Origin of the sequence: Limnohabitans sp. Rim11, from assembly GCF_001269365.1 — a bacterium.
GTDB lineage: Bacteria > Pseudomonadota > Gammaproteobacteria > Burkholderiales > Burkholderiaceae_C > Limnohabitans_A.
In genome coordinates this window covers 137943-161417 of sequence record NZ_CXOM01000002.1, presented here as the reverse complement: position 1 = coordinate 161417, position 23475 = coordinate 137943, and the positions used below count along the sequence as shown (strand labels likewise).

The window sequence follows — 23475 nt, the reverse complement described above, 5'->3', positions numbered from 1 at the left end:
TAAAATAGGGGGCTCATGCCCGCCATCTCTTTTCAATCTGTTTCCAAAACATACCCTGCCAAATCTTCTGGCGGTCAGCCTTTCAAGGCGCTCAACGATGTCAGTTTTGACATCGCGGAAGGGGAATTCTTTGGTTTGCTCGGCCCCAATGGCGCCGGCAAAACCACGCTCATCAGTATTTTGGCGGGTTTAAGCAAGGCCACCCAAGGTCGTGTCTTGGTTCACGGCCACGATGTGCAAACCGACTACGTACAAGCCCGTCGCATGTTGGGCGTGGTGCCGCAAGAGCTGGTCTTTGATCCTTTCTTTTCTGTGCGAGAAGCCCTGCGGTTTCAGTCTGGTTATTTTGGTGTGCAAAAGAACGACGCGTGGATCGATGAGCTTTTAGAGCACTTGGGTTTGACAGACAAAGCCAATGCCAACATGCGCCAACTCTCAGGCGGCATGAAGCGACGTGTTTTGGTGGCGCAGGCTTTGGTGCACAAACCGCGTGTCATTGTGTTGGACGAGCCGACAGCAGGCGTCGATGTGGAACTTCGCCAAACGTTGTGGCAGTTCATTGCCAAGCTCAATCGCGAAGGTCACACGGTTTTGCTCACCACCCATTATTTGGAAGAGGCTGAAGCTTTGTGCGGCCGCTTGGCCATGCTCAAGCAGGGCCGCGTCTTGGCATTGGCCAGCACTTCCGAGTTGCTCAAATCTGCTTCTAGCAATGTGCTGCGCTTCAAGTTGGATGGCCAGCTGCCGCCCGAGTTGGCCGCCAAAGCGCGTATCACGGGGCGCATTGTTCAGTTTCCTGCCAACGACGCTTTGGAAATTGAAACCTATTTGGCTGCGGTTCGACAGGCCGGCTTGACGGCCGAAGACATCGAAATTCGCAAGGCCGATTTAGAAGACGTGTTTTTGGATGTGATGGCCGAGGGCAAATCATGAACGGATGGCGCATGCTGTTGTACAAAGAAGTGCTGCGCTTTTGGAAGGTGGCCTTCCAAACCATTGCCGCGCCGGTGCTTACCTCCGTGCTGTACATGATGATTTTTGGCCATGTGCTCGAAGACCATGTGAAGGTCTACGACGCCGTGCCTTACACCGCGTTTTTGTTGCCAGGCCTCATCATGATGAGCGTCTTACAAAATGCCTTTGCCAACAGCTCGTCCAGCTTGGTGCAAAGCAAGATCATGGGCAACTTGGTTTTTCTGTTGCTCACCCCCTTGTCGCACTGGCACTGGTATGTGGCCTATGTAGGCTCGTCGATGCTGCGCGGCTTGGCCGTTGGTTTTGGTGTGTTTGCGGTTACTGTTTGGTTTGCGCCGCTTCAGTACCAAGCGCCCTTATGGATTTTGGTGTTTGCTATTTTGTGCGCAGGTTTGCTGGGCGCCCTAGGACTGGTGGCTGGTTTGTGGTCAGAAAAATTTGACCAAATGGCGGCCTTCCAAAGTTTTGTGATCATGCCCATGACGTTTTTGTCGGGCGTGTTTTATTCCATTCATTCCTTGCCCATTTTTTGGCAAAAACTCAGTCACCTGAATCCCTTCTTCTACATGATTGATGGTTTCAGATACGGTTTCTTTGGCCAAAGCGACGTTTCCCCTTGGATCAGTTTGACGGTGGTCTCAGTCGCATTTTTGGGCGTCAGCACCTTGGCAATTCAATTGCTCAAGACGGGCTACAAAATCAGAGGCTGAGCCTAGAAAGTACACACACCATGACAGCCGAACAAATACAAGCCATGATTGCCGCAGGACTGGCCTGCGACCACCTCGAAGTCAGCGGCGATGGCCGGCATTGGCAAGCCGTGGTGGTGTCTGCCCACTTTGAAGGCCTGCGCCTTATTGGTCGTCACCAAAAGGTGTACGCCACCTTGGGCAACAAAATGCACAACGACGAAGTTCACGCTTTGTCGATGAAAACTTTCACGCCCGCTGAATGGGCCAAAGCCTAAGCCTGATTGGCGCTACAGATTTAACAGCCATGGACAAACTCATTATTCGCGGTGGCCATTCTTTGAATGGCGAGATCGAAATTTCTGGCGCCAAAAACGCGGCCCTGCCAGAACTCTGCGCTGCTTTGCTAACCGATCAAGAAGTGGTGCTGCGCAACGTACCTAAGTTGCAAGACGTCAGCACCATGCTCAAACTCATTCGCAACATGGGCGTGACTTGCGCACATGAAGAAGACGGGACCGTTCGTTTGAATGCAGGTGCGTTGAATAAACCTGAAGCGCCTTACGAAATGGTTAAAACCATGCGGGCTTCGGTGTTGGCGCTGGGCCCCTTGTTGGCCAGGTTTGGCCAAGCACGTGTTTCTTTACCGGGTGGTTGTGCCATTGGGTCTCGCCCTGTCGACCAGCACATCAAAGGTTTGCAAGCCATGGGTGCGCAAATCAATGTAGAGCACGGTTATATGGTGGCCAGTTTGGTCAATGGCCGCACACGTCTCAAAGGCGCGCGCATTGCCACCGACATGGTGACTGTCACAGGCACGGAAAACTTTTTGATGGCAGCCGCTTTGGCTGAAGGCGAAACTATTTTGGAAAACGCCGCCCAAGAGCCTGAAATCCCTGACTTGGCCGAAATGCTCATTCGCATGGGCGCCAAAATTGAAGGCCACGGGACCAGTCGCATCCACATTCAAGGCGTTGAAAAACTGCACGGGTGTGAGCATGCGGTGGTGGCCGATCGCATTGAAGCCGGCACATTTTTATGCGCGGTGGCTGCCACAGGCGGCGATGTCGTTTTGAAACATGCGCGCGGCGATCACCTCGACGCGGTCATTGAAAAACTGCGTGATGCGGGTGCCACCATTGAAGTGGGCGCTGGTTTTGTGCGCGTGAAGGCCTTGGGCCGCATGAAAGCGCAAAGCTTCAGAACCACCGAGTACCCCGGTTTTCCAACCGACATGCAAGCCCAATTCATGGCATTGAACTGCATTGCCGAAGGCACCAGCAAAGTCACAGAAACCATTTTTGAAAATCGTTTCATGCACGTCAATGAATTGGTGCGCTTGGGTGCCAACATTCAAATTGACGGCAAGGTGTCAGTGGTTCAGGGTGTGAAGCAACTCTCGGGCGCCACCGTCATGGCCACCGACTTGCGCGCATCGGCCAGTTTGGTCATTGCCGGCTTGGTCGCAGAAGGCGAGACTGTGGTCGATCGCATTTATCACCTCGACCGTGGCTACGACCGCATGGAAGCCAAGTTGCGCAAGGTGGGTGCGCAAATTGAACGCGCCAAATGAACATTGTGAAATAACAGAAAAGAATCGCAGGAATTGACATGATCACCTTGGCCTTGTCCAAAGGACGAATTTTTGATGAGACGCTGCCCTTATTGAAGGCGGCAGGCATTGAGGTTTTGGAAGATCCCGAAACATCGCGCAAACTCATCTTGCCCACCAACCAAGCCGGCGTGCGTGTGGTCTTGGTCCGCGCCACCGATGTGCCCACCTATGTTGAATACGGCGGTGCCGATTTGGGCGTGACAGGCAAAGACACTCTCATTGAGCATGGCGGCCAAGGCTTGTACCAGCCGCTCGATTTGCAAATTGCCAAGTGCCGCATGAGCGTGGCGGTACGTGCTGACTACGATTACGCGTCGGCCGTTCGTTCTGGTTCGCGACTTAAAGTGGCCACCAAGTACACCAGCATTGCGCGCGAATTTTTTGCGCAAAAAGGCGTGCACGTTGACCTGATCAAACTCTACGGCAGCATGGAGTTGGCGCCGCTCACAGGTTTGGCCGATGCCATCGTTGACTTGGTGTCAACTGGCAGCACGCTCAAAGCCAATCACCTCATTGAAGTCGAACGCATCATGGACATCAGCTCTCGCTTAGTGGTCAATCAAGCTTCGCTCAAATTGAAGCAAGCTTCTATTCGCGCCATCATCGAGGCCTTTGCTGGCGCTGTTGCAGCAGGTGAAGCGGCCAAAGCTGCAAAACCGGCCAAGGCTTGAATCAAGTCACAACCTTAAATAGAGTTCAGCCATGACTGCCCTGCTTGCCAAAGCGCTGCGTTTAAACACCACCGATGCCAATTTTGAAGCCGCGTTTCAACAACGCTTGCATTGGTCCGCCGATGCCGATTCGGCCATTGAGTCGCGCGTAGCAGACATCTTGGCTGACGTTCAAAAACGCGGCGATGCAGCGGTTTTGGAATACACCCAGCGCTTTGATGGCCTCAGTGCCCAAAGCATGCAGCAGTTGGTGCTAACCCAAGCAGAATTGAAAGCCGCCTTTGACGGCTTGCCTGCGGTTCAAAAAGACGCCTTGCAAGCTGCTGCCAAACGTGTGCGCAGCTACCACGAAGCGCAGAAAAAAGCCTCTGGCGAAAGCTGGTCTTACCAAGACGAAGACGGCACGCTGCTGGGGCAAAAGGTCACGCCCCTAGACCGTGTTGGCATTTATGTACCAGGCGGCAAAGCAGCCTATCCTTCCTCCGTTTTGATGAACGCCATTCCTGCGCACGTGGCAGGTGTTGAAGAAATCATCATGGTGGTGCCTACCCCGCAAGGTGTCAAAAATCCTTTGGTGTTGGCCGCAGCGTATGTGGCTGGCGTGTCTCGCGCTTTCACCATTGGCGGCGCTCAGGCTGTGGCTGCATTGGCTTTCGGCACCGACACCGTGCCCAAGGTCGACAAAATTACAGGCCCCGGCAATGCCTATGTGGCCAGTGCCAAGAAGCGTGTTTTTGGCACAGTCGGTATCGACATGATTGCAGGACCTAGCGAAATTTTGGTCTTGGCCGATGGCAGCACACCCGCAGAATGGGTGGCCATGGATTTGTTCTCACAAGCCGAGCACGACGAATTGGCGCAAAGCATTTTGCTGTGCCCCGACGCCGCCTACATCGACAAAGTTCAAGCGGCCATTGACCAGTTGCTGCCCACCATGCCGCGCGCGGCCATCATCGCCAAGTCATTGAACGATCGGGGTGCGCTCATTCAAACGCGCAGCATGGAAGAAGCCTGTGCCATCAGCAACCGCATTGCGCCTGAGCACTTAGAAGTGTCCAGCGCCAACCCGCATGCGTGGGAACCGCTACTCAAACATGCGGGTGCTATTTTCTTGGGGGCCTTTACCAGCGAATCCTTGGGCGATTACTGCGCAGGCCCCAACCACGTGCTGCCCACCAGCGGCACCGCGCGCTTCTCATCGCCCTTGGGCGTATACGATTTTCAAAAGCGTTCAAGCCTCATTGAGGTCAGTGAAAAGGGCGCGCAAAGCCTGGGCAAAATTGCGGCCGAATTGGCTTATGGCGAAGGTTTACAAGCCCATGCGCGCGCCGCCGAGTTGCGCTTGAACCCCGTGCCGCCGCAAAGAGAAACACCATGAGTGCCAATCAACATTCAGACGCCGCAGCCAAGCCCTTAGCTTGGCGCCAACACATTCGCCAAGATGTGCAGTCTATGCATGCCTATGCCATTCAAGATGCAACGGGCATGGTCAAACTGGACGCTATGGAAAATCCATTTGGTTTGTCAGCAGAGCTGCAGACCGAGTTGGGTCAACGCTTGGGTGCTGTGGCACTGAATCGCTATCCCGGAGAGCGCGTCAATACATTGCGCCATGCCTTGGCGAAGTACGCGCAAATGCCGGAAGGCTTTGACATCATGCTGGGCAATGGTTCTGACGAACTCATCACACTGGTGTCGATGGCTTGTGATGTGCCAGGCACCACTTTCTTGGCGCCTGTGCCTGGCTTTGTGATGTACGCCATGAGCGCCCAATTGCAAGGCATTCAGTTTCAGGGCGTACCCCTAACGGCCAACTTTGAGTTGGATGAAGCCGCCATGTTGGCCGCCATTGCTCAGCACAAGCCAGCGGTGGTTTATTTGGCCTACCCCAACAACCCCACCGGCACCCTGTGGAATGCCGATGTCATTGAACGCATTGTGGTGGCACAAGGCCAACAAGGCGGGCTGGTTGTGATGGACGAGGCGTATCAGCCTTTTGCCAGCCAAACCTACATGGACCGCATTGCCCAACATGGCCACGTGCTCTTGATGCGCACCTTGTCCAAGTTTGGTTTGGCGGGTGTGCGCTTGGGCTACATGGTCGGCCCCAAAGCCCTCATTGCCGAAATTGACAAAGTCAGACCGCCCTACAACATCAGCGTGCTGAACTGTGAGTGCGCTTTGTTCGCCCTTGAGCATGCCGATGTTTTTGCTGAACAAGCGGCCCAAATTCGACAAGAACGCCAAAAGCTGACGGATGCTTTGGCAGCTTTGCCAGGTGTTCATGTGTTCCCTAGCCAAGCCAATATGTTGTTGGTTCGTATGCCTGACGCCACAAAGTGCTTCGAAGGTATGAAAACGAAAGGCATTTTGGTCAAGAACGTTTCTAAAATGCACACATTGCTGCACAACTGTTTGCGTCTCACGGTGGGAACCCCCGCCGAAAACGCCCAAATGTTGGCAGCACTCAAGGAATCTTTATGAGCTCACCCCGCGTTGCAGAAGTCACGCGCAAAACTGCAGAGACTCAAATCAGAGTCAAAGTCAACTTGGATGGCACTGGCCAGGCCAAGCTGTCTACGGGCATTGGCTTTTTCGATCACATGCTCGATCAAATTGCACGCCACGGCCTCATCGACTTAGAAATCGATGCCAAGGGCGACCTGCACATTGACGGCCACCACACCGTCGAAGATGTGGGCATCACTTTGGGTCAAGCTGTAGCCCAAGCCGTGGGCGACAAAAAAGGTTTGCGCCGTTATGGTCATGCCTATGTGCCATTGGATGAAGCTTTGTCGCGTGTGGTCATCGATTTTTCAGGCCGCCCAGGCTTGGTCAACCATGTGCCCTTCACCAGCGGCATGGTGGGCGGTTTTGACACGCAGCTCATGCACGAATTTTTCCAAGGCTTTGTCAATCACGCTTTGGTCACTTTGCACATTGACAACTTGCGGGGCGACAACGCGCACCACCAAGCCGAGACCGTTTTCAAGGCTTTTGCGCGCGCTTTGCGTGCTGCCCTCGAAATCGATCCCCGCTCTGTGGGCGTCATTCCTTCTACCAAGGGTTCGCTCTAAGCATGTCTCCCAACTCGGTGGCAGTGGTGGATTACGGCATGGGCAACCTCCGATCGGTAGCCCAAGCCGTCATTCATGCGGCCCAAGATACTGGCGTGGAAGTCAAAATCACGTCCAATCCGCAAGACGTTAGAGATGCCACGCGTGTCGTGTTACCAGGGCAGGGCGCCATGCCCGATTGCATGCGCGAACTGCGTGATTCGGGCCTCATGGAAGCCGTACTAGACGCAGCCGCCAAAAAACCATTGTTTGGCGTGTGTGTGGGCATGCAAATGTTGCTCGACCACAGCGCTGAAGGCAACACGCCAGGCTTGGGACTCATTCCTGGCAATGTGGTCAAGTTTGATTTGGCGGGCAAGCTGCAAGCCGATGGCAGCCGATTCAAGGTGCCCCAAATGGGCTGGAATCAGGTCAAATTTAGCCAACATTCTGGCGCGCAACACCCGGTTTGGGGCGATATTCCCAACGGCAGCTATTTCTATTTTGTACACAGCTTTTTCGCAAAACCCCATAATGCTGGGCATGTAGCGGCCGAAACCGATTACGGTGGCTCCTTTGCCTGCGCCGTTGCCAGAGATAATTTGTTTGCCACGCAGTTCCATCCAGAAAAAAGCGCCGATCAAGGCTTGGCCTTGTATAGAAACTTTTTGCACTGGCAACCTTGATTTTTTTGTGTCACTTTTCTTCCACCCTAGCGCTACCAATTAGCCATGATTCTGATTCCTGCCATTGATCTCAAAGACGGCCATTGTGTTCGCCTCAAACAAGGCGACATGGACCAAGCCACCACATTTGGTGAAGACCCCGCCGCCATGGCGCGGGCCTGGCTTGAAAAGGGCGCAAGGCGTTTGCACTTGGTCGATTTGAATGGCGCTTTTGCCGGCAAGCCCCAAAACTTTGCGGCCATCAAATCCATCCTCAATGCTGTGGGCGACGACATCCCCGTGCAATTGGGTGGCGGTATTCGCGATCTAGACACCATCGAAAAATACATCGATGGCGGTTTGCGCTACGTCATCATTGGTACGGCCGCGGTCAAAAACCCGGGCTTCTTGCGCGATGCCTGCAGTGCTTTTGGCGGTCACATCATTGTGGGCCTCGACGCCAAAGACGGCAAAGTGGCTACCGATGGTTGGAGCAAACTCACAGGTCACGAAGTGGTTGACCTAGCCAAAAAGTTTGAAGACTGGGGCGTTGAGTCCATCATCTACACAGACATTGGCCGAGACGGCATGCTGAGCGGCATCAACATCGATGCAACCGTCAAGCTGGCCCAAGCCCTGACCATTCCCGTCATCGCTTCAGGCGGCTTATCCAACATGGCCGACATTGAGCAACTGTGTGCTGTAGAAGACGAAGGTGTTGAAGGCGTTATTTGCGGCCGTGCCATATACTCTGGCGATCTCGATTTCCAAGCTGCCCAGGCGCGGGCCGATGAACTCAACGACTGATGTTTGGCAAGGCCATGCCGGCTGGCATTGGTCTTTGCCTAATGGCGACAGCGTGTTTGTGGCCCAACAAGGCGCGCATGTTTTGTCGTGGCAAGCGCAAGGCAAAGAACGCCTGTTCTTAAGCCCTCAATCTGTCTGCGATGGCACGACGGCCATTCGCGGCGGCATTCCCGTTTGCTTTCCACAATTCAATCAGCGTGGCAATTTGCCCAAGCATGGCTTTGCGCGCAATATGCCTTGGCGTTTGGTGCCAGAGCGCAGCCAAGGCGCTTCAAAAATTTTTGAGTTATCAGCCAACGAGCACACACTGACTTTGTGGCCCTTTCAGTTCAAAGCTTTTTTGACTGTCAACTTGTCACCCAACAGTTTGCAAATTAGTTTGAGTGTTGAAAACCAAGGCCCGCAAAGCTTGTCATTCACGGGCGCACTGCACACCTACTTTGCGGTGGACCACATTGCGCAAGTGAGTTTGCAAGGCCAAGCCAGTCAGCCCGAATGGGATGCCGTCAAGGACACCCATCAAACCTGCGCCGATCAACTTCGTTTTGAGGCTGAGTTTGACCGGGTCTACGATGCCAACACACAGACGCAACCCACTTGGACTTTGCAAGACGGCAATGCGTCTTTGCAAATTTCTCAAAGCGAGTCTTGGGGCCAAAGTGTGGTCTGGAATCCTGGCGCAGATAAATGTGCCCAACTCAATGACATGCCTGCCAACGGCTACCAGCACATGCTGTGCGTTGAAGCGGCGCGTGTCACGTCTTCTATCGAGGTGCCGCCCGCGCAGACTTGGGTCGGCTGGCAACTTTTGAAAATCTAATCACCATGCTTGCCAAACGAATCATTCCTTGCCTTGACGTCACCGGCGGCCGTGTGGTCAAGGGCGTCAATTTTGTTGAACTGCGCGACGCTGGCGATCCCGTCGAAATTGCGGCCCGTTACAACGAACAAGGTGCCGACGAACTGACGTTCTTGGACATCACTGCCACCAGCGATGGTCGCGATCTCATTCTTCACATCATTGAAGCTGTGGCCTCGCAGGTCTTCATTCCTCTGACGGTGGGCGGCGGTGTGCGCACGGTAGACGATGTTCGCCGTTTGCTCAATGCGGGTGCCGATAAAACCAGTTTCAATTCAGCGGCCATTGCCAATCCCCAAGTCATTCGCGAAGCTTCCCAAAAATATGGCGCCCAATGCATCGTGGTGGCCATCGATGCCAAGCGTCGTCAAGGCGAAGACCTTCAAACCCGCGGTGAAGGCTGGGATGTCTACAGCCACGGGGGCCGCAAAAACACAGGACTTGATGCTGTGCAGTGGGCCGCCCAAATGGCCGAACATGGTGCAGGCGAAATTTTGCTGACCAGCATGGACCGCGACGGCACCAAATCAGGTTTTGATTTGGCCCTTACCAAAGCGGTCAGCGATGCCGTTCAGGTGCCTGTCATCGCCTCGGGCGGCGTGGGCAACTTGGATCATTTGGCCGACGGCGTGCAACAAGGCGGCGCCGATGCCGTATTGGCTGCCAGCATTTTTCACTATGGCGAGTACACCGTTCAGGAGGCCAAGCAGCGCATGCGCGAGCGAGGCATTCCGGTTCGTTTGTAAAAGTGTCATCAGCAAGTGGTAGATTCACCTCATGACATGGCTTGATCAAATTAAGTGGGACGCACAGGGCTTGGTGCCCGTGATTGCGCAAGAGGCCAGCACCGGCGATGTGCTGATGTTTGCCTGGATGAACCGCGAAGCCCTTGAAAAAACCGCAGAACTCAAACGCGCGGTGTACTTCAGCCGTTCGCGCAACAAGCTGTGGTTCAAGGGAGAAGAGTCGGGTCATGTGCAAACTGTGCACGACATGCGCCTCGATTGCGACAACGACGTGGTGCTGCTTAAAGTCACGCAGTTGGGCCACGAACCTGGTATTGCTTGTCACACCGGCCGTCACAGTTGTTTCTTCCAGCAGTACCAAAATGGTGAGTGGACTGCCACCGAACCGGTCTTGAAAGACCCCGAATCTATTTACAAGTGAGCACTCGTTGCCAAGATCATGAGTTCAACCGATGCTTTGGCCCGCTTAGCGGCCGTGATTGAAAGTCGCAAACCGGCCAACGGCGGCGACCCCGAAAAAAGCTATGTCGCGCGCCTGCTGCACAAAGGCCCCGACGCCTTTTTGAAGAAAATTGGCGAAGAAGCCACCGAAACGGTGATGGCGGCCAAAGACATGGACCATGGCGGCGAAGCCCACAAATTGGTGGGTGAAGTGGCCGATTTGTGGTTTCACAGCATGATTGCCTTGGCCCACTATGGCCTAACGCCAGCCGATGTGGTGGCCGAACTCAGCCGCCGTGAAGGCCTCAGTGGTCTGGAGGAAAAAGCCCTCCGCAAAGCCGAACAACGTGAACGATCAGGTGAATGATGCACGACCCAAACTGCCTTTTTTGCAAAATCATTGCCGGAAAAATTCCTTCCAAGAAGGTTTATGAAGACGAGCATGTGTTTGCTTTTCACGACATTGCCCCTTGGGCGCCGGTGCATTTTTTGATGGTGCCCAAGCTGCACATTCCGTCGATGGCGCAAATTACCCCAGAGCATTCGGCCTTAATTGGGCATCTAATGTCCTTAGCGCCTAAACTGGCTTTGGAGCAGGGTTGTCGCCCTTATCCTGAAGGTGGCTACAGAATTGTCACTAACACGGGGGCAGAGGGTGGCCAAGAAATTCACCATTTGCATTTCCATGTCATGGGCGGTCCCCGCCCTTGGCTGCGTGGTTAAGCGCTTAGAATCCGAATTAATTGTTAGGAGATATTCATGGGATCGTTCTCAATTTGGCATTGGCTCATCGTCTTGCTCATCGTGGTCATGGTGTTTGGCACCAAGAAGCTGAAAAACATTGGCTCTGACCTGGGTGGCGCGGTTAAAGGCTTTAAAGATGGCATGAAAGATGCCAACGGCAACCCCGTGACAGAAGAAAAGCCTGCTGGCCAAGTAGCCGCTTCGGCCACGGCAGAAAAAACCACGATCGACGTGGAAGCTAAGACAAAGTCCTGATTTGATCGATCTTGGAATTTCAAAAATTGCCCTGATCGGGGTGGTGGCGTTGATCGTCATCGGTCCCGAGAAGTTGCCGCGCGTGGCGCGGACCATGGGCAACCTCTTGGGCAAGGCCCAGCGTTACATCTCGGATGTCAAGGCTGAGGTCAATCGTTCCATGGATTTGGAAGAGCTCAAGAAAATGAAAGAGTCGGTAGAGGGCGCTGCCAGAGATGTTGAAAGCTCTGTTCAAAGCACGGCCATCGACTTTGAGAAGCAATGGGAAGAGACCACGGCCGGCCTTGCCAACGACCCCAATACGCCTAGGTGGGAGCCGCCACCGCCCACGTACAAACATCCGGGTAAAAAGTTTCGTTTGAAACAAGCCGCGGTACCGCAGTGGTACAAAGCCCGCGCAGGGGTAAGAACCAAAACATTGTCGGGTGCTGCCAGAGTGGCCCGTTACCGCCCCACCAAATTAGGTAGTTACTAAGTGTCCGACCCCTCTCCAAAGCCCGAAGACGAATTGGCGGGCACTGAACAACCTTTTGTCACGCACCTCATGGAATTGCGCGACCGCTTGGTTCGCGCCATGGCCGCCATTGGCGTGGCGGCTGGCGTTTTGGCCCTGTTTCCTGGCCCTGGCGAACTCTACGATTTGTTGGCGGCACCTTTGGTATCGCATTTGCCGGCTGGCACCACCCTGATTGCCACATCGGTCATCTCGCCGTTCATGGTGCCGCTCAAAATCTTGTTGATGGCTGCATTTTTGTTGGCTTTGCCAGTGGTTTTGTACCAAGTGTGGGCCTTCATTGCCCCGGGCTTGTACACGCACGAAAAACGGTTGGTCATGCCCTTGGTCATTTCCAGCACCTTGTTGTTTTTCATTGGCGTGGCCTTTTGTTACTTCTTTGTGTTTGGCCAGGTCTTTGCCTTCATCCAAAGCTTTGCGCCCAAAAGCATCACGGCCGCACCTGACATTGAGGCCTATTTGGGCTTTGTGCTGAACATGTTCTTGGCATTTGGTTTGGCTTTTGAAGTGCCTATTGCTGTGGTGGTCTTGGCTCGTTTGGGCATTGTGACCATCGAAAAACTCAGAGATTTTCGCGGTTATTTTGTGGTCTTGGCCTTTGTCATTGCCGCCATCGTGACACCCCCTGATGTGGTGTCTCAATTGGCGCTGGCCATTCCCATGTGCTTGCTCTATGAGCTGGGCATTTGGGCGGCTCAAATTTTCATCAAGCACACCCAAGCGCCCAAAGAAGACGCTTCAGAAGACGAAGCCTCCAAATCGGCTTAATTTCTACAGGGTCTCATCACGGTCTAATGGGGCGAGTGCCTGGTGTCACTCGCAGTTCTAAAGTTTTGCCGTTTCTCAAGACCAACAAATTGGCCGTTTCTCCTGGCTTTAACCCCGCTACACCAGACAACATCTCGGGCACATCGGACACAGCTTGCCCCGCCACTTGCATGATCAAATCGCCTGGCTGAATACCGGCTTTGGCGGCAGGGCTGTTTTGCAACACGCCGTGAATCAAAACCCCTTTGGGCAAGGCGCCCGTTGTTTTGTCTTTGGGAATGCCAAAGCTCTCGGCCAGTTCGGAATTCAAGGGGCGCGGCTCTACGCCAATCCAACCGCGTGTCACTTTGCCGTCTTTAATGAGCGCGGCCATGATTTGGGTGGCGGTGGACACCGGCACGGCAAAGCCAATGCCCATGTTGCCGCCTGAGCGGGAATATATGGCGGTGTTGATGCCCATCAACAAGCCATTGGCATCCACCAACGCGCCACCCGAATTGCCGGGGTTGATGGCAGCATCGGTTTGAATGAAATTCTCAAAGGTGTTGATGCCCAACTGTTTGCGGCCCAGCGCGCTCACAATGCCCGAGGTGACGGTTTGGCCGACGCCAAAGGGATTGCCAATGGCCAAAACGGCATCGCCCACTTGCAAGGTTTCCATTTGACCCAAGACAATGACGGGCAGCTTGGGTAGGTCTATTTTGAGCAGTGCCAAATCGGTGTCAGGGTCGGTGCCAATGACCTTGGCCAAGGCATTGCGACCGTCGTGCAAATTGACCTCAATGGCTTCTGCGCCTTCAATCACATGGTGGTTGGTGAGGATGTAGCCTTCGGGGCTGACAATGACGCCGCTGCCCATGCCGCCGCTGGGTGAGTCTTCCTCGGGCTCATCAAAAAATCGAAACCAAGGGTCTGCACGCCTGGCTTTGGCGCGTGACTTTTGTTGCACCGTGATGCTAACCACGGCAGGCGAAGCCTTTTGCGCAGCTTGCCTGAAGCTGCCGCCAGGTGATGCACTTGAATTGCCGTCCAAAATGGCCTGCGTGAAAGAAACTTTTTGAGGGTTGTTGGTGCCGCGCAGCCATGTGGGTTGAAGGGTGGCCACGACAAACCAAACGGCCAGCAGCACCGTGACGGTTTGGGAAAAAAGAATCCAGATTTTTTTCATACTTTCTATTGTGGCGTATTCAACTCAATGCTGCGCAAGTCATCGCAGAATCCGTTTGAATCGTTGACAATAGCGTCATCTACCAACGAGATTGACATGACAGATTTCAAGACGCTGCTTCAGGCGTTTGACCAACTGCTGCAAGCCGAAAAATTCAAGGATTACGGCCCCAATGGGCTGCAGGTCGAGGGCAAGCGTCAAATTCAAAAAATTGTGTCGGGTGTCACCGCCAGTCGTGAATTGATTGACGCCGCCATTGCCGCCAAAGCCGATGCCGTGTTTGTTCACCATGGTTTGTTTTGGCGCGGCCAAGATGGCCGCGTGGTGGGCTGGATGAAAGAGCGCCTGCAAAGGCTATTGGCACACGACATCAATTTGTATGCCTATCACTTGCCTTTGGATGCACACCCCGAGTTGGGCAACAACGCCCAATTGGGCAAGGTGTTGGGTCTGAAGGCCGATGCTTGGTGCGGCGATCAAAACTTGGTGTGTGTGGGTCAACCGCAAGGCGCGTTGGCATTTGAAAATGCAGCCGCATTGTCGGCGCACTTAGAGGCTTGTTTGGGCAGAGCCGTTACCTGCATCGCGCCGCAAGACAAACCCCTCAAGCGCATCGCTTGGTGCAGCGGCGGCGCGCAGTCTTATTTTGAATCGGCCATTGCACAGGGTGTTGATGCTTTCATTACGGGCGAAATTTCAGAACCTCAAGCGCATATTGCCAAAGAAACTGGCGTGGCTTTTTTAGCATGTGGTCACCATGCCACTGAGCGTTATGGAGCGCCTGCTGTGGCTGCACATGTGGCCGCTTCTTTGGGCTTGGTGCACGAGTTCATCGACATCGATAACCCGGCTTGAAAGTTTTTCAAATCAAGATCAACCCAATGTCCCAGTCCAGAGTCATTGCCATCACACCAGGAGATCCTTGCGGCATCGGACCGGAAATCATTGCGCGCGCTTTCTTGGATGATTTCAAGGCGACCTCGCAGCGCAAGGCAGATGAACAGATCACGCGCCATTGTTTTGTGGCGGGCGATGTTGGCTTGATGCAAAAGGCGGCACTGTTGGTGGACCCGGGTGGTCTTCAACTGAAAGTGGTCCAAATTGCAAAAGCTTCAGAGGCTTTGACGCAACCCCCAGGTGTTTTGCCGGTATTGCAGGTGGCCAGCCTTGAGGCCAATTTGCCTTGGGGACAAGTTGATGCGCGGGCAGGTCGTTTTGCGGGTGAATGTGTCATGTGGGCCACTCAAGCCGCCTTGAAGAAACAAATTGCGGCGCTGGTCACAGCCCCGCTTCATAAAGAAGCTTTGTCGGCAGCTGGCGCTCCCTTCGATGCATTTCCGGGTCATACAGAACTGTTGCAATCGGAGGCGGCGCGCCATGTCGGGGTGCCCTTGGCGCAAATGCCCGTTCGCATGATGTTGGCCAATGACGAGCTGCGCACCGTGTTGGTCAGTATTCACGTGTCCCTGCGCCAAGCACTGGACGCCGTCACTTACAACAATGTGCTGGAAAGTTTGCGAATTACCCACCAATCTTTGAGCTTGGTCTTGGACCGACCGCCAAAAATAGGCGTGGCGGGTCTCAACCCCCATGCCGGAGAGGGCGGTTTGTTTGGTCGCGAAGAAATTGAAATCATCGAGCCCGCCCTGCAAACTGCGCGGGCAGAAGGCATTTTGGCCATGGGGCCCTATGCACCAGACACCGTTTTCATGCGGGCCCGCAAAAAATCCGATGGCGCGGCAGAATTTGACGTAGTTTTGGCCATGTACCACGACCAAGGGCTGATTCCGGTCAAATACATGGGCTTGGACCAGGGGGTCAACGTCACTTTGGGCCTGCCTTTGGTCAGAACCAGCCCCGACCATGGCACCGCCTTTGACATTGCCGGGCAAGGCGTGGCCGACGCCGCCAGCATCAGAGCTGCCATTCGCATGGCAAGACAACTCTCCGACTAAGGAGACTTTAAAAAGCCCCTCGCAGTCGGCTACAATCGGCGGTTAACCCTGATACCGATTCGCTAGAGGATTCTCATGAGTGATACCCCAGTCGACAGCAGCAAAAGGACGTGGCTGATTGCCTCTACTTGTGCTGGCGCCGTAGGCGCAGGCTTCGTCGCCACCCCCTTCGTCAGCACTTTCCAGCCTTCCGAGCGCGCCAAAGCCGCCGGTGCCGCTGTTGAAGTCGATATTTCCGACGTCAAACCCGGTGAAAAACTCACCGTCGAATGGCGCGGCAAGCCCGTGTGGATCATGCGCCGCACCACTGAACAAGTGGAAGCCTTGAAGAAATTAGATGGTCAACTGGCCGATCCAGCGTCTGACCGCCAGGCCTATCCCACCCCCGAATACGCCAAAAACCCCCACCGCTCTATCAAACCAGAGTTCATGGTGGCGGTTGGCATTTGCACCCACTTGGGTTGCTCGCCAGGCGACAAATTCCAAACCGGCGCTCAGCCTTCTTTGCCTGACGATTGGCAAGGCGGCTTCTTGTGCGCTTGCCACGGTTCAACTTTCGATTTGGCCGGCCGCGTGTTCAAAAACAAACCCGCCCCCGACAACTTGGAAGTGCCACCGCACATGTACCTGTCCGACAGCAAGTTGCTGATCGGTGAAGACAAGAAGGCTTGAGGCAAACCACCATGGCTGAATTCAAGGAAATTTCCCCTAACGCCTCTGCTGGCGAAAAGCTTTTGAACTGGGTTGACAACCGTTTCCCAGCTTCCAAGCTCTACAAAGAGCATTTGAGCGAGTATTACGCGCCCAAAAACTTCAACATGTGGTACATCTTCGGATCCTTGTCACTGTTGGTTTTGGTGATCCAAATCGTCACCGGTATTTTCTTGGTGATGCATTACAAACCTGATGCCAATCTGGCGTTTGCCTCCGTTGAGTACATCATGCGCGATGTGCCTTGGGGTTGGCTTATTCGTTACATGCACTCCACTGGCGCATCTGCGTTTTTCATTGTGGTGTATTTGCACATGTTCCGTGGCCTCATGTACGGCAGCTACCGCAAGCCTCGCGAGTTGGTCTGGATTTTTGGTTGCGCCATCTTCTTGTGCCTGATGGCTGAAGCCTTCATGGGTTACTTGTTGCCTTGGGGCCAGATGTCCTACTGGGGCGCCCAGGTGATCGTGAACTTGTTCTCTGCCATTCCCTTCATTGGCCCTGATTTGGCTTTGCTCATTCGCGGCGACTTCGTGGTCGGCGATGCCACCTTGAACCGCTTCTTCAGCTTCCACGTCATTGCAGTGCCTTTGGTTCTTTTGGGCTTGGTTGTGGCGCACATCATTGCGTTGCACGAAGTGGGCTCTAACAACCCAGATGGCATCGAAATCAAAGGCCCCAATGCGCCTAAAGATGCACAAGGTCATCCTTTGGATGGTGTGCCATTCCACCCTTACTACTCAGTTCACGACGTTTTTGCGGTCAGCTTGTTCTTGATGGTTTTCTCAGCCATTATTTTCTTCGCACCCGAGTTTGGTGGTTACTTCTTGGAATACAACAATTTCATTCCAGCTGACCCCCTCAAAACGCCTTTGCACATTGCACCTGTTTGGTACTTCACACCTTACTACTCTATGTTGCGTGCCATCACCAGCGAGATGATGTACGTCCTCATCGTTTGCGTGTTGTTGGGTGCTGTTTTGGCTGTCAAAAACAACACCTTGCCTAGCATGCTCAAAATGGGTGTCATCGGCGGTGCTGTGGTGATCTCTGCACTCATGCTTGGCATTGATGCCAAGTTCTGGGGCGTGGTGGTCATGGGCGGCGCAGTGGTCATCATGTTCTTCTTGCCTTGGCTCGACAACAGCCCCGTCAAGTCCATCCGATACCGTCCCGACTGGCACAAGTATGTGTACGCCGTGTTCGTGATCAACTTCTTGATCTTGGGCTACTTGGGCGTTCAGCCACCTTCACCCATCGGTGAGCGTGTTTCACAAGTGGGCACATTGTTTTACTTTGGCTTCTTCTTGTTGATGCCATGGTGGAGCAAGTTGGGTACACCAAAGCCTGTACCTGACCGCGTTACTTTCGTTGCGCACTAAGCCCAGGAGTATTTGAAAATGAAATCAATTCAAAAATTTGCACTGGGTTTGTGTGTTGCTTTGGCGGCTGTCACTGGTGTTCAAGCAGCCGGTGGCAACACCATTGCATGGGACAAAGCCCCAATTAAAACCAACGACCTCGGCTCTTTGCAAAACGGCGCCAAGTTGTTTGTCAACTATTGCTTGAATTGCCACTCTGCGGCATTCATGCGTTACAACCGTTTGCAAGACATCGGTTTAACCAACCAACAGATCAAAGACAACCTCTTGTTCACCACTGACAAAGTGGGCGACACCATGAAGGCCAACATTGATCCCAAGCAAGCCAAAGACTGGTTTGGTGCTGTGCCACCCGATTTGACATTGGTGGCTCGTTCACGTTCAGGTCATGGCGGTACCGGTGCAGACTATCTGTACACCTACCTGCGCACCTACTACCGCGACGAAACCAAGCCAACTGGCTGGAACAACTTGGCTTTCCCTAACGTGGGTATGCCCAACCCCCTGTGGGAATTGCAAGGTGAGCGCGCGCCCGTTTATGAAGAACGTCAAGAGCACGGTCACGCTGTCCAAGTCTTCACAGGTTGGAAGCAAGTCAAGCCTGGCGCTATGACACCTTTGCAATACGATCAAGCCGTTGGCGATTTGGTCAACTACTTGCAATGGATGGCCGAGCCTGCGCAAAATACCCGCGTTCGCATTGGCGTGTGGGTCTTGATTTTCTTGTCTATCTTTACTTTCATTGCTTGGCGCTTGAACGCTGCTTACTGGAAAGATGTCAAGTAAGAACTCGTGATTCGGACACCTGTCCGAATTGATGGAGTGGGCAGGCCAGCCAACCCGGTGGCTTCCCACTCTTTTTGATTTTTAGGAGCCTTCACCATGATGGTGCTTTACTCAGGAACTACCTGCCCTTTCTCTCACCGCTGCCGCTTTGTGCTGTTTGAAAAAGGCATGGATTTTGAAATCCGCGATGTCGATTTGTACAACAAGCCCGAAGACATCAACGTCATGAACCCCTACGGCCAAGTGCCGATCTTGGTTGAACGTGATCTGATTTTGTACGAATCAAACATCATCAATGAATACATCGATGAGCGTTTCCCACATCCTCAACTGATGCCTGGCGATCCTGTTGACCGCGCACGTGTTCGCTTGTTCTTGCTCAACTTCGAAAAAGAGTTGTTCACGCATGTGGCCACTTTGGAAAATCGCACGCTCAAGGGCAACGACAAAGCTTTGGAAAAAGCCCGTTCACACATTCGTGATCGCTTGACCCAATTGGCGCCTGTGTTCTTGAAAAACAAGTTCATGTTGGGTGACAACTTCTCCATGCTCGACGTGGCCATTGCGCCATTGCTTTGGCGCCTCGACTTTTATGGCATTGACCTCAGCAAAAATGCTGCGCCTTTGCTCAAGTACGCAGAGCGCATCTTCTCGCGTCCTGCTTACATTGAAGCACTCACGCCTTCAGAGAAGGTCATGCGCAAGTAATTGCCAAGCCAAAAGGCAAACGCGAAATACATTCTCATGGTGATGAACGCACTGGAATCTCCCTCTACACGCCCGTACCTGATTCGGGCGATGTACGAGTGGTGTACCGATCACTCTTTCACGCCCTACGTGGCGGTCAAAGTGGACGGCTCCGTGCAAGTGCCCCGTGAATTTGTGCAAGGTGGTGAGATTGTTCTCAACATCAGTTTTGATGCCACCAGTTCTTTGCAATTGGGCAATGAGTTCATCGAATTCAAAGCCCGATTTGGCGGCAAGCCGCGTGACATCATGGTGCCCATCCACCGAGTGATGGCCATCTATGCGCGCGAAAATGGTCAAGGCATGTCATTCCCCGTCACCGACTCACCCTTGGGTCAAACGGTGATGGGCATGGACAAGCTGGCCAGTGTGCCTTCTTCATCGGCTTCATCACCAACTGCCTCGGAGCAGGACGATCAGCCTGTGCCACCCACGCCCACACGCCCCACACTCACTCGAATTAAATAAGCAGTATCAAAAACTGCTTGAGTTGCTGAAAAGCACCCAATTTTGATTTAAAATTCAGCCCGTGCCGCTTTAGCTCAGTTGGTAGAGCACTCGCCTTGTAAGCGATAGGTCGTCAGTTCGAATCCGACAAGCGGCACCATTTTGAAAACCAGCCTCAGTTCACATTGGGTTGGTTTTTTTTCGTCTGTACTTTGCCGATGAAGTGGCCTGCGAGCTCTCAGCCTTGCAAGATCTTGAGGCGAATTTTTTCCACCGCATGGCCGTGGCTGTTTAGGTGGGCCAGAAGTGCGGGCAGCATTTGACGCAATTTGGCGGCAGCAGCGTTGGAGCTGACCAACAAACACCATTCTGTGCCATCGATGGGGCCGGCTTGGATGGCATTTCGAAGGGGGCCAGGAATGAGCGTGTGGAGGGTTTTCAGTCGAAGAGTGGATTCACGCGTCAGCTGCGTCAGTTGGGCCAAACTGGGCGACGCCTGAGCTGCTTCCATGAGGGTGACTGCCTGATTGATTTTTGCCATGCCGCCATTATGCGAGAGCCCCGAACGAATGGGGGAATTTGGCCCAAACTAAGGCCGCGCAGCAGTTAAAATGGCGCGTTCACTTGCGCCTTGTGCGCTCGTACTTTTGAATCCACTTTAAGACAGGATTTTCGGGCTAGTCTTTGCAATTTTTGGCAATCTCAGACCCGTGTCACTATGGCGATCAATTTTCTGACCAAACTCTTCGGCAGTCGCAATGACCGCTTGATCAAGCAATACCGCAAAACCGTGGTGCAAATCAACGCGCTTGAAGCCGAATACGAAGCCCTGAGCGACGAACAACTGCGCGCAAAAACCGATGAGTTTCGCCAACGTGTGGCGCAAGGCGAGACCTTAGACCAAATTCTGCCTGAAGCTTTTGCGGTGGTTCGTGAGGGCTCAAAGCGCGTCATGAAGATGCGTCACTTTGATGTGCAAATGTTGGGTGGTATTTCGTTGCACAACGGCAAAATTTCTGAAATGCGCACGGGTGAGGGTAAGACCCTCACAGCAACGTTGGCGGTTTACCTCAATGCCTTGGCCAACAAGGGCGTGCATGTGGTCACGGTCAATGACTACTTGGCCAGCCGCGATGCGCAGTGGATGGGCAAGCTCTACAACTTCCTGGGCATGAGCGTTGGCATCAACTTGCCCCAACTTTCACGCGAAGAAAAACAAGCCGCTTACAACTCGGATATCACGTACGGTACCAACAACGAATTTGGTTTTGACTACCTGCGCGACAACATGGTGTACGAAGCCAAAGACCGCGTGCAGCGTGGCCTTAACTACGCCATCGTTGACGAGGTCGACTCCATCTTGATTGACGAAGCGCGCACACCGCTCATCATCAGTGGTCAAGCCGACGATCACACGGCCCAGTACCAAGCCATGAACCAAGTGGTGCCCATGTTGACCCGTCAAGAAGGCGAAGCCGATCCCCGCACAGGCGAAGGCATCACCAAGCCTGGCGACTTCACGGTGGACGAAAAATCCAGTCAAGTGTTTTTGACCGAACAAGGTCACGAAAACGCTGAACGCATTTTGGCCAGTGCGGGCCTAATTCCTGAAGGCGCTAGCCTTTATGACCCCGCCAACATTGCGCTCATGCACCACCTCACGGCTGCTTTGCGCGCCAACCACATCTATCACCGCGATCAACATTACGTGGTGCAAGAAGGCGAGATTGTGATTGTTGACGAATTCACTGGCCGCCTCATGACAGGTCGCCGTTGGAGCGATGGTTTGCATCAAGCCGTGGAAGCCAAGGAAGGCGTGGCCATTCAGGCAGAAAACCAAACCATGGCCTCCATCACCTTCCAAAATTACTTCCGTTTGTACGGCAAGCTGGGTGGTATGACGGGTACGGCCGATACCGAGGCCTACGAGTTCCAAGAAATTTATGGTTTGGAAACGGTGGTCATTCCGCCCAATCGCATCAGCCGCCGCGAAGACCAACTCGACCGCGTCTACAAATCAAGTCCTGAAAAATACAACGCAGCCATTGCGGACATTCGGGAATGCTACGAACGCGGCCAGCCCGTGTTGGTCGGCACCACCTCCATTGAAAATTCAGAACTCATTTCTGAAATGCTGACCAAGGCTCAGTTGCCGCACCAAGTGCTCAATGCCAAACAGCACGCACGCGAAGCCGACATCGTGGCCCAAGCAGGTAGCCCTGGCATGATCACCATTGCCACCAACATGGCCGGTCGCGGTACTGACATTGTGCTGGGTGGCAACATTGAAAAAGACATTCAAGCCATTGAGGCCGACGAATCTTTGGATGAGCAAGCGCGCCAAGACAAAGTCGCGGCCAAGCGAACTGAATGGTTGGCTGTGCACGAAAAGGTCAAGGCCTTGGGTGGCTTGCGCATCATTGCCACCGAGCGCCATGAATCACGCCGCATCGACAATCAATTGCGTGGCCGTTCAGGCCGTCAGGGCGATCCTGGTTCTTCCCGTTTCTACTTGAGCTTGGACGATCCGCTCATGCGCATTTTTGCGGGCGATCGCGTGCGGGCCATCATGGACCGCCTCAAGATGCCTGAGGGTGAAGCCATTGAAGCGGGCATGGTCACGCGCAGCATTGAAAGCGCCCAGCGTAAAGTTGAAGCGCGCAACTTTGACATGCGCAAGCAATTGCTCGAGTACGACGATGTGTCCAACGATCAGCGCAAGGTGATTTACCAACAGCGCAATGACATTTTGGATGCGACCGAAATGGATGCCCAAATTAAGGCTTTGCGTGAGGGCAGCTTTACCGATTTGGTTCGCCAATACGTGCCAGAAGAAACCGTCGAAGAGCAATGGGACTTGGCGGCTTTAGAGCGCATTCTGAAAGACGAATGGCAAATTGAATTGCCATTGCGCGAAAAAGTCGCTGCAGCCACAGCCATCACCGACGATGAAATTCTGGAGATGGTCTTGCATGCTGCCAACGAATCATTCAAGGTCAAGCTCGATGCCGTAGGCGTAGAAAACTTTGTGCCGTTTGAGCGAGTCGTGTTGCTGCAGAGCATCGACACCCACTGGCGCGAGCACCTCAGTGCTTTGGACTATTTGCGTCAAGGTATTCACTTGCGCGGCTATGCCCAAAAGCAACCCAAGCAAGAATACAAACGCGAAGCCTTTGAGTTGTTTGGTCAATTGCTCGACTCTGTCAAAAACGAAGTCACACGCGTTTTGATGAACGTCAAAATTGAGTCAACCCAGCAAATTGAAGAAGCGGCCCAAGTGTTGGAAGAGCGCGCTGAAAATATCAGCAACGTGACCTACACCGCACCCGATGAGCAAGGTCAAGCGCAACAAACTCAACCAACGCCTGGTGAATTCCAAAGCACCTTGATTGCGCCTGTGGGTCGCAACGATCCCTGCCCTTGTGGCAGTGGCAAAAAATACAAGTTCTGCCACGGCAAGTTGGCATAAGAGGT

28 protein-coding genes and 1 tRNA gene are annotated in these 23475 nt (G+C 53.7%); 27 read left to right on the top strand and 2 right to left on the bottom strand.

Translation table 11 applies throughout. The annotated features are described in order from the left end of the window. Positions 1 to 15: 15 nt before the first annotated feature. Genes AMM03_RS05495 through tatC form a run of 18 tightly spaced genes read left to right on the top strand, consistent with a single transcriptional unit; the run spans position 16 to position 12805 of the window. Positions 16 to 933 carry an ABC transporter ATP-binding protein gene (locus tag AMM03_RS05495; protein ID WP_090129479.1) on the top strand — a complete coding sequence of 306 codons (918 nt, stop codon included), beginning with the start codon at positions 16 to 18 and terminating at the stop codon, positions 931 to 933. Continuing rightward, positions 930 to 1685, top strand: coding sequence for an ABC transporter permease (locus AMM03_RS05490; protein WP_090129478.1), 756 nt, complete (start codon positions 930 to 932; stop codon positions 1683 to 1685). The genes AMM03_RS05495 and AMM03_RS05490 overlap by 4 nt, the downstream gene beginning before the upstream one ends. A gap of 20 nt (positions 1686 to 1705) precedes the next feature. Next, a complete protein-coding gene (locus tag AMM03_RS05485; protein WP_090129477.1) occupies positions 1706 to 1942 on the top strand; it encodes a BolA family protein in 237 nt (78 codons plus the stop codon). Positions 1943 to 1971: 29 nt separating this feature from the next. Continuing rightward, positions 1972 to 3237 carry a UDP-N-acetylglucosamine 1-carboxyvinyltransferase gene (murA, locus tag AMM03_RS05480; protein WP_090130622.1) on the top strand — a complete coding sequence of 422 codons (1266 nt, stop codon included), beginning with the start codon at positions 1972 to 1974 and terminating at the stop codon, positions 3235 to 3237. Between the two features lie 38 nt (positions 3238 to 3275). Beyond that, positions 3276 to 3950 (top strand): ATP phosphoribosyltransferase, encoded by a 675-nt coding sequence (gene hisG, locus AMM03_RS05475; protein ID WP_090129476.1) that lies wholly within the window; start codon positions 3276 to 3278, stop codon positions 3948 to 3950. A gap of 31 nt (positions 3951 to 3981) precedes the next feature. Continuing rightward, a complete protein-coding gene (gene hisD / locus AMM03_RS05470) occupies positions 3982 to 5328 on the top strand; it encodes a histidinol dehydrogenase (RefSeq protein WP_090129475.1) in 1347 nt (448 codons plus the stop codon). After that, a complete protein-coding gene (gene hisC / locus AMM03_RS05465) occupies positions 5325 to 6434 on the top strand; it encodes a histidinol-phosphate transaminase (protein WP_090129474.1) in 1110 nt (369 codons plus the stop codon). Before hisD ends, hisC begins: the two co-directional genes overlap by 4 nt. Next, positions 6431 to 7027, top strand: a complete 597-nt coding sequence (gene hisB / locus AMM03_RS05460) for an imidazoleglycerol-phosphate dehydratase HisB (protein WP_090129473.1) — start codon at positions 6431 to 6433, stop codon at positions 7025 to 7027. Before hisC ends, hisB begins: the two co-directional genes overlap by 4 nt. A gap of 2 nt (positions 7028 to 7029) precedes the next feature. Beyond that, complete coding sequence (gene hisH / locus AMM03_RS05455) at positions 7030 to 7692, top strand: imidazole glycerol phosphate synthase subunit HisH (RefSeq protein ID WP_090129472.1); 663 nt, start codon at positions 7030 to 7032, stop codon at positions 7690 to 7692. Between the two features lie 45 nt (positions 7693 to 7737). Continuing rightward, positions 7738 to 8478, top strand: a complete 741-nt coding sequence (gene hisA, locus AMM03_RS05450; protein ID WP_090129471.1) for a 1-(5-phosphoribosyl)-5-[(5-phosphoribosylamino)methylideneamino]imidazole-4-carboxamide isomerase — start codon at positions 7738 to 7740, stop codon at positions 8476 to 8478. Then, the gene (locus AMM03_RS05445) at positions 8462 to 9298 is read left to right on the top strand and encodes a D-hexose-6-phosphate mutarotase (RefSeq protein WP_090129470.1); all 837 of its coding nucleotides are present in this window, start codon (positions 8462 to 8464) and stop codon (positions 9296 to 9298) included. Before hisA ends, AMM03_RS05445 begins: the two co-directional genes overlap by 17 nt. Before the next feature lie 5 nt (positions 9299 to 9303). Next, on the top strand, positions 9304 to 10083 hold the full coding sequence (gene hisF / locus AMM03_RS05440; RefSeq protein ID WP_090129469.1) for an imidazole glycerol phosphate synthase subunit HisF: 780 nt from the start codon (positions 9304 to 9306) through the stop codon (positions 10081 to 10083). Between the two features lie 22 nt (positions 10084 to 10105). Continuing rightward, a complete protein-coding gene (gene hisI, locus AMM03_RS05435; RefSeq protein ID WP_194942834.1) occupies positions 10106 to 10504 on the top strand; it encodes a phosphoribosyl-AMP cyclohydrolase in 399 nt (132 codons plus the stop codon). A gap of 18 nt (positions 10505 to 10522) precedes the next feature. Further along, on the top strand, positions 10523 to 10891 hold the full coding sequence (locus AMM03_RS05430; RefSeq protein ID WP_090129467.1) for a phosphoribosyl-ATP diphosphatase: 369 nt from the start codon (positions 10523 to 10525) through the stop codon (positions 10889 to 10891). Then, on the top strand, positions 10888 to 11247 hold the full coding sequence (locus AMM03_RS05425) for a histidine triad nucleotide-binding protein (protein ID WP_194942791.1): 360 nt from the start codon (positions 10888 to 10890) through the stop codon (positions 11245 to 11247). The genes AMM03_RS05430 and AMM03_RS05425 overlap by 4 nt, the downstream gene beginning before the upstream one ends. A 36-nt stretch (positions 11248 to 11283) precedes the next feature. Further along, positions 11284 to 11523, top strand: coding sequence for a Sec-independent protein translocase subunit TatA (gene tatA / locus AMM03_RS05420; RefSeq protein WP_090129466.1), 240 nt, complete (start codon positions 11284 to 11286; stop codon positions 11521 to 11523). Between the two features lies 1 nt (position 11524). Then, the gene (gene tatB / locus AMM03_RS05415; protein ID WP_090129465.1) at positions 11525 to 11998 is read left to right on the top strand and encodes a Sec-independent protein translocase protein TatB; all 474 of its coding nucleotides are present in this window, start codon (positions 11525 to 11527) and stop codon (positions 11996 to 11998) included. Continuing rightward, entirely contained in the window at positions 11999 to 12805 is an 807-nt protein-coding gene (tatC, locus tag AMM03_RS05410) for a twin-arginine translocase subunit TatC (RefSeq protein ID WP_194942790.1), read from the top strand. A 16-nt stretch (positions 12806 to 12821) separates the two neighbouring features. Here the strand turns inward: tatC and AMM03_RS05405 are convergent, their stop codons facing one another. Then, entirely contained in the window at positions 12822 to 13973 is a 1152-nt protein-coding gene (locus AMM03_RS05405; protein ID WP_090129464.1) for a trypsin-like peptidase domain-containing protein, read from the bottom strand. 96 nt (positions 13974 to 14069) lie between these two features. Between AMM03_RS05405 and AMM03_RS05400 the strand changes: the two genes are divergently transcribed. From AMM03_RS05400 to AMM03_RS05365, 8 genes are all read left to right on the top strand, one after another. Further along, entirely contained in the window at positions 14070 to 14828 is a 759-nt protein-coding gene (locus AMM03_RS05400; RefSeq protein ID WP_090130613.1) for a Nif3-like dinuclear metal center hexameric protein, read from the top strand. 26 nt (positions 14829 to 14854) lie between these two features. Beyond that, entirely contained in the window at positions 14855 to 15928 is a 1074-nt protein-coding gene (gene pdxA / locus AMM03_RS05395) for a 4-hydroxythreonine-4-phosphate dehydrogenase PdxA (protein ID WP_090129463.1), read from the top strand. Positions 15929 to 16003: 75 nt separating this feature from the next. Beyond that, the gene (gene petA, locus AMM03_RS05390; protein WP_090129462.1) at positions 16004 to 16600 is read left to right on the top strand and encodes a ubiquinol-cytochrome c reductase iron-sulfur subunit; all 597 of its coding nucleotides are present in this window, start codon (positions 16004 to 16006) and stop codon (positions 16598 to 16600) included. Positions 16601 to 16611: 11 nt separating this feature from the next. Beyond that, positions 16612 to 18021 (top strand): cytochrome b, encoded by a 1410-nt coding sequence (locus AMM03_RS05385; RefSeq protein ID WP_090129461.1) that lies wholly within the window; start codon positions 16612 to 16614, stop codon positions 18019 to 18021. 18 nt (positions 18022 to 18039) lie between these two features. Then, on the top strand, positions 18040 to 18807 hold the full coding sequence (locus AMM03_RS05380) for a cytochrome c1 (RefSeq protein WP_090129460.1): 768 nt from the start codon (positions 18040 to 18042) through the stop codon (positions 18805 to 18807). A gap of 96 nt (positions 18808 to 18903) precedes the next feature. After that, positions 18904 to 19515 (top strand): glutathione S-transferase N-terminal domain-containing protein, encoded by a 612-nt coding sequence (locus AMM03_RS05375; protein WP_090129459.1) that lies wholly within the window; start codon positions 18904 to 18906, stop codon positions 19513 to 19515. A gap of 42 nt (positions 19516 to 19557) precedes the next feature. Further along, the gene (locus tag AMM03_RS05370; protein WP_194942789.1) at positions 19558 to 20022 is read left to right on the top strand and encodes a ClpXP protease specificity-enhancing factor; all 465 of its coding nucleotides are present in this window, start codon (positions 19558 to 19560) and stop codon (positions 20020 to 20022) included. Positions 20023 to 20085: 63 nt separating this feature from the next. Next, positions 20086 to 20161, top strand: a tRNA-Thr gene (locus AMM03_RS05365). 78 nt (positions 20162 to 20239) lie between these two features. On the opposite strand, the gene AMM03_RS05360 is transcribed toward AMM03_RS05365, so the two are convergent. Further along, entirely contained in the window at positions 20240 to 20542 is a 303-nt protein-coding gene (locus AMM03_RS05360) for a DciA family protein (RefSeq protein WP_090129458.1), read from the bottom strand. Positions 20543 to 20719: 177 nt separating this feature from the next. Here AMM03_RS05360 and secA point away from each other — a divergent pair, with 177 nt between their 5' ends. Then, positions 20720 to 23470 (top strand): preprotein translocase subunit SecA, encoded by a 2751-nt coding sequence (gene secA, locus AMM03_RS05355; protein ID WP_090129457.1) that lies wholly within the window; start codon positions 20720 to 20722, stop codon positions 23468 to 23470. The last annotated feature ends 5 nt before the right edge of the window (positions 23471 to 23475 follow it).

Coding starts and splice junctions, on each gene's coding strand:
- AMM03_RS05400 (WP_090130613.1), top strand. CDS start 14,070: ATGACAGATTTCAAGACGCTGCTTCAGGCGTTTGACCAACTGCTGCAA.
- AMM03_RS05490 (WP_090129478.1), top strand. CDS start 930: ATGAACGGATGGCGCATGCTGTTGTACAAAGAAGTGCTGCGCTTTTGG.
- secA (WP_090129457.1), top strand. CDS start 20,720: ATGGCGATCAATTTTCTGACCAAACTCTTCGGCAGTCGCAATGACCGC.
- AMM03_RS05425 (WP_194942791.1), top strand. CDS start 10,888: ATGATGCACGACCCAAACTGCCTTTTTTGCAAAATCATTGCCGGAAAA.
- AMM03_RS05370 (WP_194942789.1), top strand. CDS start 19,558: ATGAACGCACTGGAATCTCCCTCTACACGCCCGTACCTGATTCGGGCG.
- AMM03_RS05485 (WP_090129477.1), top strand. CDS start 1,706: ATGACAGCCGAACAAATACAAGCCATGATTGCCGCAGGACTGGCCTGC.
- AMM03_RS05380 (WP_090129460.1), top strand. CDS start 18,040: ATGAAATCAATTCAAAAATTTGCACTGGGTTTGTGTGTTGCTTTGGCG.
- hisC (WP_090129474.1), top strand. CDS start 5,325: ATGAGTGCCAATCAACATTCAGACGCCGCAGCCAAGCCCTTAGCTTGG.
- AMM03_RS05405 (WP_090129464.1), bottom strand. CDS start 13,973: ATGAAAAAAATCTGGATTCTTTTTTCCCAAACCGTCACGGTGCTGCTG.
- hisA (WP_090129471.1), top strand. CDS start 7,738: ATGATTCTGATTCCTGCCATTGATCTCAAAGACGGCCATTGTGTTCGC.
- hisD (WP_090129475.1), top strand. CDS start 3,982: ATGACTGCCCTGCTTGCCAAAGCGCTGCGTTTAAACACCACCGATGCC.
- AMM03_RS05360 (WP_090129458.1), bottom strand. CDS start 20,542: ATGGCAAAAATCAATCAGGCAGTCACCCTCATGGAAGCAGCTCAGGCG.
- AMM03_RS05385 (WP_090129461.1), top strand. CDS start 16,612: ATGGCTGAATTCAAGGAAATTTCCCCTAACGCCTCTGCTGGCGAAAAG.
- pdxA (WP_090129463.1), top strand. CDS start 14,855: ATGTCCCAGTCCAGAGTCATTGCCATCACACCAGGAGATCCTTGCGGC.
- tatA (WP_090129466.1), top strand. CDS start 11,284: ATGGGATCGTTCTCAATTTGGCATTGGCTCATCGTCTTGCTCATCGTG.
- murA (WP_090130622.1), top strand. CDS start 1,972: ATGGACAAACTCATTATTCGCGGTGGCCATTCTTTGAATGGCGAGATC.
- AMM03_RS05375 (WP_090129459.1), top strand. CDS start 18,904: ATGATGGTGCTTTACTCAGGAACTACCTGCCCTTTCTCTCACCGCTGC.
- AMM03_RS05430 (WP_090129467.1), top strand. CDS start 10,523: ATGAGTTCAACCGATGCTTTGGCCCGCTTAGCGGCCGTGATTGAAAGT.
- petA (WP_090129462.1), top strand. CDS start 16,004: ATGAGTGATACCCCAGTCGACAGCAGCAAAAGGACGTGGCTGATTGCC.
- hisG (WP_090129476.1), top strand. CDS start 3,276: ATGATCACCTTGGCCTTGTCCAAAGGACGAATTTTTGATGAGACGCTG.
- AMM03_RS05495 (WP_090129479.1), top strand. CDS start 16: ATGCCCGCCATCTCTTTTCAATCTGTTTCCAAAACATACCCTGCCAAA.
- hisH (WP_090129472.1), top strand. CDS start 7,030: ATGTCTCCCAACTCGGTGGCAGTGGTGGATTACGGCATGGGCAACCTC.
- hisB (WP_090129473.1), top strand. CDS start 6,431: ATGAGCTCACCCCGCGTTGCAGAAGTCACGCGCAAAACTGCAGAGACT.
- hisF (WP_090129469.1), top strand. CDS start 9,304: ATGCTTGCCAAACGAATCATTCCTTGCCTTGACGTCACCGGCGGCCGT.
- AMM03_RS05445 (WP_090129470.1), top strand. CDS start 8,462: ATGAACTCAACGACTGATGTTTGGCAAGGCCATGCCGGCTGGCATTGG.